The sequence below is a fragment of the Variovorax multivorans genome (assembly GCF_051216835.1).
Classification (GTDB): domain Bacteria; phylum Pseudomonadota; class Gammaproteobacteria; order Burkholderiales; family Burkholderiaceae_C; genus Variovorax.
This window is the reverse complement of the sequence record NZ_JBPJZL010000006.1, coordinates 327,054-343,006: the sequence shown is the minus strand read 5'-3', so window position 1 is coordinate 343,006 and position 15,953 is coordinate 327,054. Positions and strand designations below refer to the sequence as shown.

The window sequence follows — 15,953 nt, the reverse complement described above, 5'->3', positions numbered from 1 at the left end:
TTTTTTGGAGGACCCGTGTCACAAACCGGGGACGCCAACCGTCTAGCTCCCATGGACGACGCCACCCTCACCTTCGACCGCCACCGCCCTCGCCTGCAGGGCATCGCCTACCGGATGCTCGGCTCCATGGCCGAGGCCGAAGAGGTCGTGCAAGACGCCTGGCTGCGCTGGCATGAAGCCGCCAAAGACACCTTCGACAGCGCCGAAGCCTGGCTCGTGACCGTGGTCACGCGCCTGTCGATCGACCGGCTGCGCGCCGCCAAGGTCCAGCGCGAGCACTACATCGGCGCCTGGATGCCCGAGCCCATGCTGACCGAGGCTCCCGACACGCCCGAGCAACTGCTGGAGCGCGCCGACAACATCTCCGTCGCCTTCCTCGCCGTGCTGGAGCGCCTTGCGCCCGAGGCTCGCGCCGCTTTCCTGTTGCGCGAAGTGTTCGATGCCGACTACGACGAAGTCGCCCGCACCCTCGGCAAGACCGAGGCCGCCTGCCGCCAGCTCGTGCATCGCGCCAAGGTCCAGGTGCAGGAAGGGCGTCCGCGTTTCACCGTGCCGCGCGAAACCCACGAGCGCCTGCTGCGCGCCTTTGCCGACGCCGCCGCGCGCGGCAGCCTGCAAGACCTGAAGGCGCTGATGGCCGAGGACGTCGAACTCATCGGCGACGGCGGCGGCAAGGTGCAGACCTTCAGCAAGATCCTGCGCGGCAGCCAGCGCCTGGCACAGCTGTACTACTCGCTGTGGCGCCGCATGGGGCCAGCGGTGCGCATGGAAATGGTCGACATCAACGGCGAGCCGGGCATGCTGCGTTTTCTCGACGGCGAACTCGAATCGGCCCAGACCTTCGAGATCGAGAACGACCGCATCGTGCGCATCCGCGCGCAACGCAACCCCGACAAGCTGGCGCGCATCGCGCAGCTTTTTTCTTCGAAATAGTTCGCGCGGCGTGTCACAGGGCGCGTGGTTCGCCCGTCTTCAGTGGGTAGCAAGCAGATTTCATCGCAACCCACCTGGAGAAACCCATGAACACCACCGCACGCCTGAACTGGTTCAAGCTCGCCCCGAAGTCCTTCGAGGCCATCCTCGCCGTCAACACCACCATCGAGTCGAGCACGCTCGGCAAGGTGCTGGTCGACTTCGTCTTTGCCCGCGTCTCGCAGATCAACGGCTGCGCCTACTGCCTCGACATGCACGTGCGCGACCTGCGCAAGCAGGGCGAGGAGTGGCAGCGCATCAACAGCCTGCCCACCTGGCGCGAGGTGAGCTTTTTCAACGAGCGCGAACGCGCGGCGCTGGCCTGGGCCGAGTCGCTCACGCGCCTGGCCGACGACCATGACGAACGCGAAACCGAATTTGCCGCGCTGAAGGCCAATTTCAGCGACGTGGAAATTGCAGAACTCACCGTGGCGATCGCGCAGATCAACACCTGGAACCGCCTCAACGTCGGCATGCGCGTGCCGGTCGCGGTCAAGCCACTGGCCTGAACGGGCTTACCTGCGCTCCACCACCATCGGCGAGATGCGCAGGCTCTCGCGCAATTGAGCGACCGCCTCGCCGGCCGCATTGCGCGAGGCGAAAGGCCCGGCCTGCAATCTGTGCGTGCCGGCTTCGCTGAACACATGCAGCTGCGGCGCCAGCGAAGGCAGCCCGCGCGCGGCCTGGTTCAGCAGGCTCTGTGCACCGTCGCGTTCGCGAAAGGCACCGAGCTGCACCCAGAAGCCCGGCAACGCCAGGGGCTGCGCCGCGCCGACAGGCGGCGGTGACGCGGGCATTGCTTGCAGTGGGGCCAAGTCGCTCACCACGATGGCCTGCCGGGTCGGCGGAATGGAAGGCGGCGACTGTGCCGATTCCGGCTCGGCCCCTGGCGGCAGCGCCGCAGCCATCGGTGTCTGCGGCGCGACGGGCATCGTCGATGCCGGTGGCGGCATGTCGTCATTCACTGTCGCGACCGGCGCCGCGCGCACAGGAGCAGGTGCTTCAGCCGCTGCATACGCCGTCCCGGAATCCCGCCGCCATGCGCCCGTGCGGATGTCCTCGTTCGTGATCCGCTCGATCTCTACCGGCGCCACGCCGCGCAGCAGGTCGAGCTTGAGCGCGGCCGTGTAGCTCAGGTCGATGACGCGGCCGTCCACGAACGGACCGCGGTCGTTCACGCGCACGATCACCTCGCGCCCGTTGGCCGGGTTGCGCACGCGCACATAGCTCGGCAGCGGCAGCGTCTTGTGCGCGGCCGTCATGGCGTACATGTCGTAGGGCTCGCCACTCGAGGTCGACGCCGCGTGGAACTTGCGGCCATACCACGAGGCCAGTCCCGACTCGCGGAACGGCCGATCGTCGGTGAGCGGTGCATAGCCGCGACCCAGCACCGTGTAAGGTTTGCTGGTGCCGCCGCTGGTGCGGATGGGCTCGATGCGGGGCTCGGCATCGGGCACGCTGGCGAGGTCCGGCGGAATGTTGGTGCCGGGCCCGTCACGGCCGCTGGCCACACCGCCCCCGCTGCGCGGACCGCTTGCACAGCCGGCCAGAAGGACGGCGACAGCCACCGCACACGCAGCCAGCGCGGTGGTGGCGGGGGAGCGGGCGCCGTCAGCCAAATACCGCCTTCCACAGCGCCAGCATGGCCTCGCGCTCAGGGGCCAGTGCGGGCGGGGTGACCTGCGTCGGTTCTTCGTTCAGGCGTGCGCGATGCTGCACGCGGCGCAACTCGCGATAGGCCCGCGCCGCGCTGCGGCCCACGCCTTCGGGCAGCAGCCCTGCCAGTTCGGCGCGCAGCAGCAGCGCGATGTTGCCCACGTTCGGAATCAGCTCGGGATGCTCGCCCGACGACGACAGCACCAGAAACTGCACCGCGAACTCGGCATCGACCATGCCGCCGGGGCTGTGCTTCACGTCGAAGCGGTCGGCTTTCACCGGCCGCGCGCCGCGCAGCTTCTCGCGCATCGCGATGATCTCGGCCTTCAGCGCCTCGCGGTCGCGCGGCGACACCAGCACGGCCTCGCGCACCTGGTCGAAGCGCGCGCCCAGTTCGGCGCCGTGGTCTTCGCTGCCCAGCACGAAGCGCGCACGCGTCATGGCCTGGTGTTCCCAGGTCCATGCGGTATTGCTGCCGCGCCCGAGCTGGTATTTTTCGTAGGCCTCGAAGCTGGTGGTGAGCAGGCCCGAGTTGCCGTTGGGCCGCAGGGCAGTGTCGATCTCGAACAGGTCGCCCTCGCGTGTCTTCACCGTGAGCCAGTTGATGAGCTTGCGCACGTAGGCCGCATAGACCTCGCCGGCGCGTTCGTCGTCATCGTCGTAGACGAACACGATGTCGAGGTCGCTGCCGTAGCCCAACTCTTTTCCTCCCAATTTGCCGTAGCCGATGATCGCGAACTGAGGCACTTCGCGGTGCCGGTTGCGCACATGCGGCCAGCACCAGTGGGCGGTCACGCGCAGCGTGGTGTCGGCCAGCGCGCTCAGGTCGTCGGCCACCTGCTCGACGGTGATGCGGCCGTCCACGTCGCGCGCCAACGTGCGGAACACCTCGGCGTGGTGCGCGTGGCGCAGCAGGTTCAGCAGGCGCTCTTCGTCGGCCTCGCCGGTGCGGGTGAGCGATGCATGGCGCGCTTCGAGCTCGCGCTCGAACTCCGCGGCGACGAAGCGGCCCGACAGCATCTCGTCGCTCGCCAGCTCGTCGATCACGCCCGGGTGCTGCATCAGGTAGCGCGCCGGCCACTTGGCCGCGCCCAGCAGGCGCAGCAAGCGCTCCTGCACGGCCGGCCGTTCGACCAGCAGCGCGAGATAGCTTTCGCGGCGCATCAGCGGCTCGATCCAGTCGGCCCAGCGCATTGCGGCATCGACGTGGCGCGGCGTCTGCCCGGCGCCATCGCCGTCGGGCTCCTTGAGCCATTGGCCGGTGCGCTGCACCAGCTGGCGCAGCCGCCCGCGTGTTTCTTCGCGCAGGGCCAGCACGCGGGGCTGTTCGCACCAGTCGCGGATGCGCTCGGCGAACACCGGGGGCAGGTCGTCGAGCAGGTCGGCCAAATCGGCGGGCGCGGCGGTCTTCTTGCCGCTGCACTTGCCGTTGCAGGGCTTCTCGCCGCCGAGCAGCTTGTCGAACTCCTGCGCGACGAACTCGCGATGCGTGTCGAGCTGCGCGAGGAAGGGGCAGCAGTTGGCATAGCCCATGGTCTGGGCAATCCAGCGCAGGTCGTCGTCGGACACCGGCAGCACATGGGTCTGCTGGTCGTCGAGGTATTGAATGCGGTGCTCGACGCGGCGCAGGAACTTATAGGCCGCGGCCAGCGCATCGGCCGTTTCCTGCGGCATGAGGTTGGCGCGCGCCAGGCGTTGCAGCGCATCGAGCGTGGGCCGCGTGCGCAGTTCAGGGAACTGGCCGCCGCGCACCACCTGCAGCAGCTGCACGGTGAACTCGATCTCGCGGATGCCGCCGCGCGACAGCTTCACGTCGTTCGCGCGCTCGGGCCGCCCGGCGCTGCGGCGCGCCGACTGCTCGCGGATCTGCCGGTGCAGCACGCGCAGCGAATCGAACACGCTGTAGTCGAGATAGCGACGGAACACAAAAGGGAGCACCGCGCCGCGCAGCCCCTGGGCCTGACCCGCGAGCACGATGTCTCGCGGTGCCACCACCCGGCTCTTCATCCAGGCGAAGCGCTCCCATTCGCGGCCCTGCACCTGGAAATACTCTTCGAGCGCATCGAGCGAGACCACGCTCGGGCCCGAGTTGCCGTTGGGCCGCAGAGCCAGGTCGACGCGGAACACGAAGCCGTGCTCGGTGGTATCACCCACCAGCGCATAGATGCGCTTCACGGCGCGCGAGAAGTACTCCTGGTTGGCCAGCCGGCCGCGCCCGTCGGCGTCGCCCTTGGTCTCGCCGTCCACGTCGTAGAGGTAGATCAGGTCGATGTCGCTCGACACGTTGAGCTCGCGCGCACCCAGCTTGCCCATGCCCACGATCCACAGCTGCGCGCGCTGGCCCTCGGGCCCGAGCGGGGCGCCGTGCACTGCGTCGAGTTCGTGGCATGCGTCCTGGCACGCAATATCGAGTGCCAATTCGGCCAGCTCGGTGACGGCGGTGGTCACCACGGCCAGCGGCGCCTGCTCGTCGCAATCAAGCGTTACAAGCCGCTCCATCACGAGCTGCCGCACAATTCGCAGTGCATCGCCAACGCTGTCCCCACGCTGGCGCAATGCCTCGTAAGCCACCGTCATCGACTCGCGCCGCGGCGCACCAAGGGGAAGCAATGAAAGCTCGGCCGCATACCTGCGACGCAGGCGCTGCACGAAGCGTGAGTAAGAAGAGAGCGCGCTGCGCGTTGAAGTGGCTGGCAACTGGTTCACACTGATGCTGGTTTCCGTGGAACCCCTCTGAATGCTGGCGGTCATAATTCCCGACACAGCGCGATCCTCAATGAACGACACGGCGTCTACCCCTTCACGTCTGCTCAAAATCACCGCTGTGACGGCGCGCTGGCTGCTGGGTCTGTTGATCGCTGCATGGCTTCTGCTGGCGCTGTCAGTCGTTGTCCTACACGCGTGGATTGTGCCGCGAATCGGCGATTTTCGCGGCGCACTGGAGGCACAGGCTAGCAAGGCCATCGGCGTGCCGGTACGCATCGGATCGATCACCGCCCGCTCCGAAGGGCTTTTCCCGGCCTTCGAATTGCGCGACGTGGTGCTCCAGGATGCAGACAAGCGAGAGGCGCTGCGCCTCGTGCGCGTGGTGGCCAGCGTGTCGCCGCGCTCGCTTTGGCGGCTCAACTTCGAGCAGCTCTACGTGGAGGGCCCGGAGCTCGACGTGCGCCGCGACACTCAGGGAAAACTCCATGTGGCTGGATTGCACATGGCGACCGATACGACCGGAGAGACCCGCGGTGCCGACTGGTTTTTCGCCCAGCGCGAGCTGGTCATCGAAGGCGGCACCGTGCGCTGGACCGACGAGCAGCGCCAGGCCGAACCCCTGCTGCTGACCGACGTGCGCTTCGTCGCGCGCAACAGCGCCCGGCGCCATAGCCTGCGGCTCGACGCCACGCCGCCGGCCGGCTGGGGCCAGCGCTTCACCCTGCGCGGCCAGTTCCGCCAGCCGCTGCTGTCCATGCGCAGCGGCCACTGGCAGACCTGGGACGGCCAGCTCTATGCCGACTTGCCCTACATCGACGTCACCCGGCTCGGCCAGTACGTCTCGCTCGACGCCCGCATCCGCCAGGGCAACGGCGCGCTGCGCTTGTGGGCCGACGTCGACGACGGCCAGGTCGTTGGCGGCGCGATCGACCTGGGGCTCGACAAGGTCGACGTCTCGCTCGACAAGGGCCTGCCGCCGCTGGTGCTGAACGCCGTCACCGGTCGTCTCGCGGGGCGGCTCTCCGAGGAAACGCTCGAGTTCTCGACCACCGCGCTGCAGTTCGACACCAGCGACGGCCTGCGCTGGCCCGGCGGCAACCTGTGGCTGCAGCACACGCCGAACAGGGGCCGCACGCCCGAGCACGGCGCGCTGCGCGCCGACCGCCTCGACCTGGCCGCGCTCGCCCTCATCGCAGACCGGCTGCCGCTGGGCGACGCTACGCACCGCGTGCTCGACGCCTATGCGCCGCGCGGCCTCGTCGAGCACGTCGACCTGAACTGGCAGGGCTCGCTGGGTGCGCCCAGCCGCTACCAGGCAAAGGGCCGCGTCAGCGGCCTGCGCATTGCCTCGCAGCCCGGCGCGGCGGATGAGGCGGCGGGCCCGCCCGCGGCGGCGGCTTCGGCACCATCGGCGACCACTGCTGCTGCGGCCACCCCGCCCAGGGTCCACGCCGGCACCCCCGGCCTGAGCGGCGCCACGATCGACTTCGACGCCACCCACACCGGCGGCACCGCCACGCTCGCCATTGCAAAGGGCACGCTCGAATTCCCGGGCGTGTTCGAGGAGCCGGTCATTCCCATCGACCGGCTCTCGACGCAGCTGCAATGGAAGCTCGACAACGGCAACGCGCAGCTGCAGATGTCCAAGCTGAGCTTCGCCAACGCCGACGCCGAGGGCGACGCCCAGGCCAGCTGGCGCACCAGCGACCCGGCCACATCGAGCAGCAAGGCCCGCTTTCCCGGCGTGCTCGACCTGCAGGGCAAGCTGACCCGCGCCGACGGCACGCGCGTGTTCCGCTACCTGCCGCTCGACATCCCCCAGCACACGCGCGACTACGTGCGCGAAGCCGTCACCAAGGGCGTTGCCAGCAGCGTCGACTTCCGCGTGCGCGGCGACCTGCACGACATGCCGTTCAAGGACCCGAAGCAGGGCGATTTCCGCATCGTTGCCAAGGTGGCGGACGTCAACTACGCCTACGCGCCGCCGTCCATCGCAGCGCCGCCGCGCAACGGCGTGCCCGCCCCGGTGTGGCCGCCGCTCACCGGCCTTTCGGGTGAACTGGTGTTCGAGCGCGACAGCATGCTGGTGCGCAACGCGCGCGGTCGCCTGGTCGGCGCCACCGGCGTCGAGGTGACCAAGGGCGAAGCGCAGATCCCCGAGCTGTCGCACCACGCGCAAGTGCTGCGCGTCGACGTGCAGGCCAAGGGCCCGCTCGGCGAGGTGCTGCGCGCGGGTGCACCGCTGGCAGGCGAAACCGGCGAGATCATGCGCACCGCGCGCGCCACCGGCTCGGCCGACTACAAGCTGCACCTCGAACTGCCCCTTGCGGCCATGGAGAACGCCAAGGTGCAGGCCACGGTCGTGCTGGCCGACAACGAGCTGCAGGTCGTGCCCGAGGCGCCTTCGTTCACGCAGGCCAAGGGCACGGTCAGCTTCACCGAAACCGGCTTCTCGCTGGCCGGCGTGCAGGCCAGGCTGCTGGGCGGCGACATCCGCGTCGAAGGCCGGGGCCGCTTCAGCGGTCCCAACCGAGAAGTCGCCCTGAAGGCGCAGGGCACGGCCACCGCCGAGGGCCTGCGCGGCGCGCGCGAGATCGACTGGCTCGCCCGCCTCGCGAAGAACTCGACCGGCAGCACGCCCTACGCGGCCACCTTCTCGGTGCGCGACGGCACACCCGAGTTCTCGCTCACCAGCAGCCTGCAGGGCCTGGCGCTGCAACTGCCGCCGCCGCTCGTGAAGACGGCCGAAGAGCAGATGCCGCTGCGCATCGAGAAGAAGGTGCTCGCGCGCGAAACCCGCCAGGGCACGAGCGTTGCCACGCAGGACCAGCTCTCGCTCGACCTCGGCCGCGTCGGCGCCGTCCAGTACGTGCGCGATCTCGTCGGCAACGAGGCGCGCGTGCAGCGCGGCAGCATCGGCGTTGGCCTTGCGCAGGGCGAGACGGCCAGCCTGCCCGACAAGGGCGTGTTCGCGAATATCAACGTCGCCAAGCTCGACATGGCCGCATGGCAGGCGCTGATCGGCGACGCCGCCAGCACCGGCACCGAGGCCGCGGAGCGGGCCGACGATCCGTCGCAGGCCTACCTGCCCACGCGCATCGCGGTGCGCGCGCAGCAGCTCGGCATTGCAGGCCGCACGCTGCACAACGTGGTGCTCGGCGGCACGCGCGAAGGCGCCGTCTGGCGAGCCAACATCGACGCCACCGAACTCAGCGGCTATGCCGAATACCGCCACACGCAGGCCGGGCGGCTCTATGCGCGGCTCGCGCGGCTGAAGATCGCGCCGGCCGAGGCCACGCAGGTCGAGGCCCTGCTCGACGAGCAGCCCGGCACCCTGCCGGCCCTGGACATCGTGATCGACGACTTCGAGCTGCTCGGCAAGCGCCTCGGCCGCGCCGAGATCGACGCCGTCAACCGTGGCGGTGCGGGCCGCGAATGGGCGCTCAACAAGCTGGTCTTCACCATGCCCGAGGCCAGCTTCGCGGCCAAGGGCAGCTGGGCCGCGGTGCCCGGCGCCGCGGCCGGCCAGCGCCGCACCGCCATGACCTTCAAGCTCGAGATCGCCGACGCCGGCGAACTGCTCACGCGCTTCGGCATGCCGGGCGTGCTGGCGCGCGGCCGCGGGCGGCTCGAAGGCGACGTCAACTGGCGCGGCTCGCCGTTCTCGCTCGACTACCCAAGCCTGGGCGGGCAACTGCAGGTCGACGTGGAACAAGGCCAGTTCCTCAAGGCCGACCCGGGCCTGGCCAAGCTGCTCGGCGTGCTGAGCCTGCAGGCGCTGCCGAGGCGGCTCACGCTCGACTTTCGCGATGTCTTCAGCCAGGGCTTCGCCTTCGACTTCATCCGCGGCGACGCGAAGATCAACAAGGGCATCGCCAGCACCAACAACCTACAGATGAAGGGCGTCAACGCCGCCGCGCTGATGGACGGCTCGGCCGATATCGTGCGCGAGACGCAGAACCTGCGCGTGGTGGTGGTGCCCGAGATCAATGCTGGCACGGCCGCGCTCGTGGCCACCGCCATCAACCCCGCCATCGGCCTGGGCACATTCCTGGCCCAATGGGTGCTGAGCAAGCCGCTCGCGGCGGCGGCCACGCAGGAGTTCCACGTCGAGGGCACGTGGGCCGACCCCAAAATAGCGAAGGTGCCGCGTACTCTGCAGCTGTTGCCCCAGAGCATTCCAACCATCCCTGGCCTGCCGAGCTCCTCGGCCGCAGACGAAGGCAAGAAAACGGAGACCAAGCAATGAAAGTCGCAGCCATCCAGATGGTGTCGGCCATCGCCCGTGAAGCCAATCTGGCGCGCGCCCATGACCTGCTCGCGCAGGCGGCCGCGGCCGGCGCCGAACTTGCCGTGCTGCCCGAGTACTTCTGCATGATGGGCGCGCGAGACACTGACAAGCTCGGCCTTCGCGAGACCGCCGGCGCGGGCGCGGTGCAGGGCTTCCTGGCCGACGCGGCGCGCGAGTTCGGCCTGTGGATCGTCGGCGGCACGCTGCCCATCGAGAGCACCGATGCCGAGCACGTGTTCAACAGCTCGTTGGCCTTCTCGCCCGAAGGTCGGTGCGTGGCGCGCTACGACAAGATCCATCTCTTCTTCTTCGACAACGGCACCGAGCGCTACGACGAGCGCCGCGTCATCGCGCCGGGCAAGGAGCCCGTGGTGTTCGACCTGCCCTCGCGCGACGGCCATAGCTGGCGCGTGGGCATGAGCGTGTGCTACGACCTGCGCTTTCCCGAGCTGTACCGCGCGCTCGCCAAGCAGGGCGCCGACCTGCTGCTGGTGCCCAGCGCCTTCACGCGCACTACCGGCGCGGCGCACTGGGAGGTGCTGCTGCGCGCCCGCGCCATCGAGAACCTGGCCTGGGTGGTCGCGCCCGCGCAGGGTGGCACGCATGAGAACGGCCGCCACACCTGGGGCCAGTCGCTGGTGATCGACCCCTGGGGCACGGTGGTGGCGCAGCAGGCCAGCGAAGAGGGCGTGGTGCTGTTCGACATCGATGCCACACAGGTCGAGCGCACGCGAACCCAACTGCCCGTGCTCTCGCACTGCGTTCTCTAGCAATGTCCGATGCGCTGCTGACCGTCGCACCGCAGCGGTGGGCGCTGCTGGCGTACGCGCGGCTGCGCTCGCTGTGGCAGCGCTGGTTCTTGTGGCTGCTGCTCGCGGTGCTGGTGTCGGTGCTGCTGGTCACGGTGGTGTGGCTCGCGGGGCGGCATGAGGTCGAGCAGGTGCAGGCGGCGCTCGACCGCGACACCGCCGATGCGGTCTCCGACCTGCGCAGCGGCTTCCAGCGCAATGCGCAGAGCCTGCGCGCCACGCAGGCACCGGGTGTCGACCGCGCGCAATGGTCCGATGTGGCGGCCGCGCTGCTGCGCGAGCACCGCGAATGGCTGCGGCTCGAATGGCGCGACGCCGCGCTGCGCCCGCAGCAGGCCGTCAACACGCCCTATCGCATGCGCATCCTCGACGAGGAAAGCCGCGGGGCCGAGCAGTCCGACGTGACGCTGGCCTGCGCCGCCGCGCGCAAGCTCGGCGCGCCGGCGTACTCGCCGAGCCACTACGTGCCGATTGCCGGTGGTGGCGGCATCGAGGTGATGGAGCTGTGCGTGCCCATCGATGCCGGGGGCTATCTCGTGGCCAGCTACTCGCTGCGCGACGCACTGATCGAACTGGTCGGCCCCACGCTCACGCGCGGCCAGGAAGTGGCCTTCACCGAGGCCGACGGTACGCGGCTGGTGGCGCTCGGCACCTCGCGGCGCACCGGCACGCGCGTGTTCACCTCGCAGCAGCTCATCGACCTGCCGGGCACCGCGCTGATGCTGCGCGTCGACGGCTGGCGCGCCGCGCCCGACCTGTTTCCGAACATGCTCACGGCGCTGGTCACGGCGATCTCCATCGCACTGGTGTCGGTGCTGGTGCTGCTCGCGCGCGACACGCGCCGCCGCCTGCGCGCCGAGCGCGACCTGGCCGACGCGCTCGCCTTTCGCAAGGCGATGGAAGACTCGGTCATCACAGGCCTGCGTGCGCGCGACCTGCAGGGCCGCATCACCTATGTGAACCCAGCCTTCTGCGAGATGGTCGGCTTCAGCCCCGAAGAGCTCATGGCGGACAACGCCGATGCCCCCTATTGGCCCACCGAACTGGCCCACGAATACCAGCAGCGGCAGGCGCGACGCCTTGCGGGCGGCATGCCGCCGCGCGAAGGCTTCGAGTCGGTCTTCATGCGCAAGGACGGCACGCGCTTTCCGGTGCTGATCTTCGAGGCGCCGCTGATCAACGCACACAAGGTGCAGACCGGCTGGATGAGCGCGTTCATCGACGTGAGCGAGCAGCGCCGCATCGAAGAGCTTTCGCGCGCCAGCCAGGAGCGCCTGCAGGCCAGCGCGCGGCTTGCCACGGTGGGCGAGATGGCCTCGCTGCTGAGCCACGAGCTCACACAGCCGCTGGCCGCCATAGCCAGCTATGCGAGCGGTTCGCTCAACCTGCTCGGGCCGCACGCCAAGGGCGATCAGGGCGAGGTGGCGATGGCGGTGAGGCGCATCGCCGAGCAGGCCGACCGCGCGGGCCAGGTCATCCGTAGCGTGCACGACTTCGTGCGCCGACGTGACCGCACGCGCGAGGCCGTGGCGCCGCAGGCGCTGATCGACGCGGTGCTGCCGCTGGTGCGGCTGCAGGCACGCAAGCTCGGCGTGATCATCGAGGTGGTGCTGGAAGACCGCCTGCCTGCGGCCATGTGCGACCGCACGCTGGTCGAGCAGGTGCTGCTGAACCTTGCGCGCAATGCGATGCAGGCCATGGACGGCCCCGACAATGTCGGCAGCCGCGTGCTGCGGCTGCGCGTGGCGCGCGCCAACGCGATGGGCGCCGCGGTGCAGGAAGACGGCCGGCGCTGGCTCGAGTTCTCGGTGGCAGACCTGGGCAGCGGCATCAGCGAGGAAGTTGCCGAACGGCTCTTTACGCCCTTCTTCACCACACGCGCCGATGGCATGGGGCTCGGCCTCAGCCTGTGCCGCACGGTGGTGGAGCAACATGGCGGGGCGCTGGTGTTCGAGCCGAACAAGCCGCGCGGCACCGTGTTCAGATTCACGCTGCCGGCCGCGGGCTGACGGCGCTTTCAACAATCAAACAATCTTCTGCTGGATCTCACCGCATGCAACCGCTGATCGATGGCTTGATCTTTATCGTGGACGACGACGCCAGCGTGCGCGAGGCACTGGCCTGGCTGCTGCGTTCGCGGCGCCTGGCCAGCGAGCACTTCGCAAGTGCCGAGGCCTTCGAGCAGTTTCTCGACCAGGGCCCGCTGCCCGAGCAACCGCTGTGTCTGCTGCTCGACGTGCGCATGCCCGGCACCAGCGGACTGGTGCTGTTCGACCGGCTGGCCGAGCGCGGCCTGCTGCCTGCGATGCCGGTGATCTTTCTCACGGGCCATGCCGACGTGCCGACGGCCGTCGATGCGGTCAAGCGCGGTGCCTTCGATTTCTGCGAGAAGCCGTTCTCGGACAACGCGCTGGTCGACCGCATCGAGCATGCGTTGAATGCGTCGCTGCAGGCGCTGGAAGTGCAGCGCGTGCGGCGCGGGCTGGCTGAGCGCATCGGCGAGCTGACCGACCGCGAGCGCGACGTGATGCGGCTGGTGATCGAGGGCCTGCCCAACAAGCTCATCGCCGACCAGCTAGCGATCAGCGTGCGCACGGTGGAAGTCCACCGCGCGCGCGTGTTCGACAAGATGGAAGTGAAGTCGGCGGTGGAGCTGGCCAACCGACTTCGGGATCTCTAGAAGATCAGGCCTTTTCCGCGACGAAGATTTCGACGCGGCGGTTCTGGGCACGGCCTGCTGCCGTGCCGTTGTCGGCCAGAGGCTCGCGCGAGCCGCGGCCGTCGGTGGTGATGACCGTGGTCGACACGCCGCGGCCCACCAGGTGGTTGCGCACGCTGTCAGCGCGGCTCACCGAGAGGCGTTCGTTGCCTTCTTCGCTGCCCGTGTTGTCGGTATGGCCGACCACGCGCACGCTGGCGGCGGTGGCGTTCTTCAGGCCTTCGGCGACCTTGTCGAGCACCTGTGCCAGGTTGCGCTTGACGTTGGCGCGGCCGGTGTCGAACGACAGCTCGTTCGGGATCACCACGTGCAGCTGGTTGTCGGCGGTCTGCTCGATCACCACGCCCGTGCCCTTGGTCGAGGCTTCGAGGTCGGTCTTCAGTGCGGCCAAGCGAGCCGTCCAGCTGTTGGCTGGCGCAGCCGGGGCAGCAGCCGGAGCGGCGGCTGCCGGCGGCGGCGACTGCGAAGCGCAGCCCGCAATAAAAAGCAAAGCGGCCGCAGCCGCACTAGCAACAACAAACTTCCTCATGAATTTCCCTCTCTATGGACCAATGGAACGGTAGTGGTGGGAACCGGCCTTTCAGCGCGGCCGGTTTCCCGGGGTGGTGAACGCTCAGCCCTGCGGCGCGCGCTCGCCCACGTAGATTTCGACGCGGCGGTTCTGTGCCCGGCCCCCATCGCTGTTGTTGTCGGCAATCGGTTCGCGCGAGCCGCGGCCCTCGATGCGGAAGGCTGCTGCGTTCACGCCGCGCGCCACCAGGTAGTCGCGCGTGCTGGTGGCACGCTCGACCGACAGCGGGTTGTTGATGGCGTCGGAGCCGGTGCTGTCGGTGTGGCCGATGATGCGCACCTCGGCGTTCGGGTTGTTGCGCAGGCCGTTCGCGAACTGGTCGAGCACCGGCGCGAAATTCGACTTGATGTTGGCGCGGCCCACGTCGAAGGACACGTCGCTCGGGATCTGCAGCTTCAGCTCGTTGTTCGGCGTCTGCGTCACGGCGATGCCGGTGCCCTGCGTGGCGGCTTCCATCTGGCGCTTCTGGTTTTCCATGCGCTGCGACCACAGGTAGCCGCCGAGCGCGCCGGCTGCCGCGCCGAGCACCGCACCCGTACCGATGGCACCGCGGTTGCCGCCCGTGGCCGAGCCGATGGCGGCGCCGCCGAGTGCGCCGATGCCGGCGCCGATGCCGGTGTTGCGCTGCGTGTCGGTCATGCCGCCGGCGCAGCCGGACAGGATGAGCGCTGTGGCAGTGGTGGCGAGTACAAACTTTTTCATGGCGATCCCTTTCTAGGTTGAATCAGGCGGGCCACAGCTTAGCTTCCGGGCGTACGCGATGGTACGGGTTCAAAGCCCCACGGAAAATAAGAAAAGTTTCGCCATAGCGCATGAATGCTACGATGATTGCTACTAAAGTAATAGCGATGGGGTAGTTGTCCGACACGGCGGCGCGGCGCGGGACTGCACAAGCAATTCACGTTTCCGGCGGCGGCTTCCGATCGGTGGCGTCGCGGCCGGCTTCGGGCTCGTCGTCGTCATGCAATTCACCCTTGTTGCGGCCGGAAAACATGGTCCACCAGATGATCAAGATGAACACGAGTCCCGCGGCGAGGGCTTCAAGCAGAATCAAACCCATGAGAAATGGACTCCAGTGGCTGGTCGGGCTTGTGATCGTAGCAACGCTCGCCGCCTGTTCCACCGGCCCGCGCGCGCCCGAGGCCCCCACCCGCCCCCCCGCCACCCAGCCGCGCGACCTCGGTCCGCTCACCGGCTCGCTCGCGCACCCCAAGAGCCGCTGGGTGCCGGTCGGGTGGGGCGAACTGCCCGGCTTCGGCGAAGACCCGCTGCACGAAGCGTGGATTGCGCTGCTGGCGAATTGCTCGCGTCCCAACGCCGCCTTCGCGCCGCTGTGCCGCGACGTGCGCCAGCTGACCATTGCCACCCCCGAAGAGCAGCGCCAGTGGATGACCGACCGGCTGCAGCCCTACCGCATCGAGGCGCTCAATGGCCAGACCGAAGGCAAGCTCACCAGCTACTACGAGCCGGTGTACGAGGCCTCGCGCGTGCCCAGCGCCACCTTCAACGTGCCGATCTACCAGGCCCCCGACGGCCTGGTGCCGCGCCGCCCCTGGTACACGCGCCAGGAGATCGAGACCCTGCCCGAAGCCCAGGCCGCGCTGCGTGGCCGTGAGATCGCATGGATGGCCGACCCCATCGACGCGCTGATGCTGCACATCCAGGGCTCCGGGCGCTTGCGCATCACCGAGGCCAACGGCTACCAGCACACCGTGCGCGTGGCCTTTTCTGCCACCAACGAGCAGCCCTACCGCAGCGTGCAGCAATGGCTGATGAGCCAGGGCGTGAGCAAAATCGGCAAGTGGCCCGACGACACAAAAGCCTGGGCCGCGCAGAACCCGCAGCGCGTGACGCAGCTGATGTGGAGCAACCCGCGCTACGTGTTCTTCCGCGAAGAGACGATGAGCGAGGTCGACGCCGCCTTCGGCCCGCGCGGCGCCCAGGGCGTGCCGCTCACGGCTGGCCGCTCCATCGCGGTCGACCGCGAGAGCATCCCGTACGGCACCCCGGTGTGGCTGGCGTCCAACGGACCGGCGGCGCAACTGCAGAAACTGGTGGTGGCGCAGGACACCGGCAGCGCCATCCTCGGCGCCGTGCGCGCCGACTACTTCGCGGGCACCGGCGCCGATGCGGGCAGGCTTGCGGCGAGCATGAACCAGCCGCTGCGCCTGTGGGCACTGTGGCCACGGCAACTGCCTGCGCCGTAATGTGGGAGGCCGTCAGGTGGAT

Annotated in this window: 12 protein-coding genes; 7 read left to right on the top strand and 5 right to left on the bottom strand. The window is 69.0% G+C overall.

What is annotated here, in order from left to right; all coding sequences use genetic code 11:
- Nucleotides 1-51 precede the first annotated feature (51 nt).
- Nucleotides 52-933 (top strand): RNA polymerase sigma-70 factor, encoded by an 882-nt coding sequence (locus tag ACSFCA_RS17805; RefSeq protein ID WP_435460344.1) that lies wholly within the window; start codon nt 52-54, stop codon nt 931-933.
- A gap of 86 nt (nt 934-1,019) precedes the next feature.
- A complete protein-coding gene (locus tag ACSFCA_RS17800) occupies nt 1,020-1,481 on the top strand; it encodes a carboxymuconolactone decarboxylase family protein (RefSeq protein WP_435460345.1) in 462 nt (153 codons plus the stop codon).
- A 6-nt stretch (nt 1,482-1,487) separates the two neighbouring features.
- Here ACSFCA_RS17800 and ACSFCA_RS17795 read toward each other — a convergent pair whose 3' ends face one another.
- Both ACSFCA_RS17795 and glnE read right to left on the bottom strand, forming a co-directional pair.
- Nucleotides 1,488-2,591, bottom strand: coding sequence for a septal ring lytic transglycosylase RlpA family protein (locus ACSFCA_RS17795; RefSeq protein ID WP_435460346.1), 1,104 nt, complete (start codon nt 2,589-2,591; stop codon nt 1,488-1,490).
- Nucleotides 2,584-5,379, bottom strand: coding sequence for a bifunctional [glutamate--ammonia ligase]-adenylyl-L-tyrosine phosphorylase/[glutamate--ammonia-ligase] adenylyltransferase (glnE, locus tag ACSFCA_RS17790; RefSeq protein WP_435460347.1), 2,796 nt, complete (start codon nt 5,377-5,379; stop codon nt 2,584-2,586). The genes ACSFCA_RS17795 and glnE overlap by 8 nt, the downstream gene beginning before the upstream one ends.
- A gap of 25 nt (nt 5,380-5,404) precedes the next feature.
- Here glnE and ACSFCA_RS17785 point away from each other — a divergent pair, with 25 nt between their 5' ends.
- The 4 genes from ACSFCA_RS17785 to ACSFCA_RS17770 are packed head-to-tail and all read left to right on the top strand — an operon-like array spanning nt 5,405 to nt 13,114.
- Nucleotides 5,405-9,583: a YhdP family protein gene (locus ACSFCA_RS17785; RefSeq protein WP_435460348.1), complete on the top strand. Its 4,179-nt coding sequence runs from the start codon at nt 5,405-5,407 to the stop codon at nt 9,581-9,583.
- Nucleotides 9,580-10,395: a carbon-nitrogen hydrolase family protein gene (locus ACSFCA_RS17780; protein WP_435460349.1), complete on the top strand. Its 816-nt coding sequence runs from the start codon at nt 9,580-9,582 to the stop codon at nt 10,393-10,395. Before ACSFCA_RS17785 ends, ACSFCA_RS17780 begins: the two co-directional genes overlap by 4 nt.
- Before the next feature lie 2 nt (nt 10,396-10,397).
- Nucleotides 10,398-12,443 (top strand): ATP-binding protein, encoded by a 2,046-nt coding sequence (locus tag ACSFCA_RS17775; protein WP_258352228.1) that lies wholly within the window; start codon nt 10,398-10,400, stop codon nt 12,441-12,443.
- A 44-nt stretch (nt 12,444-12,487) separates the two neighbouring features.
- Entirely contained in the window at nt 12,488-13,114 is a 627-nt protein-coding gene (locus tag ACSFCA_RS17770) for a response regulator transcription factor (RefSeq protein ID WP_258352229.1), read from the top strand.
- A gap of 4 nt (nt 13,115-13,118) precedes the next feature.
- Here the strand turns inward: ACSFCA_RS17770 and ACSFCA_RS17765 are convergent, their stop codons facing one another.
- The 3 genes from ACSFCA_RS17765 to ACSFCA_RS17755 form a co-directional block, all read right to left on the bottom strand.
- Nucleotides 13,119-13,682, bottom strand: a complete 564-nt coding sequence (locus ACSFCA_RS17765) for an OmpA family protein (RefSeq protein WP_475541948.1) — start codon at nt 13,680-13,682, stop codon at nt 13,119-13,121.
- Between the two features lie 84 nt (nt 13,683-13,766).
- Nucleotides 13,767-14,426, bottom strand: a complete 660-nt coding sequence (locus ACSFCA_RS17760; protein ID WP_258352231.1) for a YiaD family glycine zipper/OmpA-like lipoprotein — start codon at nt 14,424-14,426, stop codon at nt 13,767-13,769.
- A gap of 196 nt (nt 14,427-14,622) precedes the next feature.
- Entirely contained in the window at nt 14,623-14,784 is a 162-nt protein-coding gene (locus ACSFCA_RS17755; protein ID WP_258352232.1) for a hypothetical protein, read from the bottom strand.
- On the opposite strand from ACSFCA_RS17755, the gene mltA reads away from it, so the two are divergent.
- Complete coding sequence (mltA, locus tag ACSFCA_RS17750; protein WP_258352233.1) at nt 14,783-15,931, top strand: murein transglycosylase A; 1,149 nt, start codon at nt 14,783-14,785, stop codon at nt 15,929-15,931. The two genes, ACSFCA_RS17755 and mltA, sit on opposite strands and share 2 nt — an antisense overlap.
- Nucleotides 15,932-15,953: the final 22 nt, after the last annotated feature.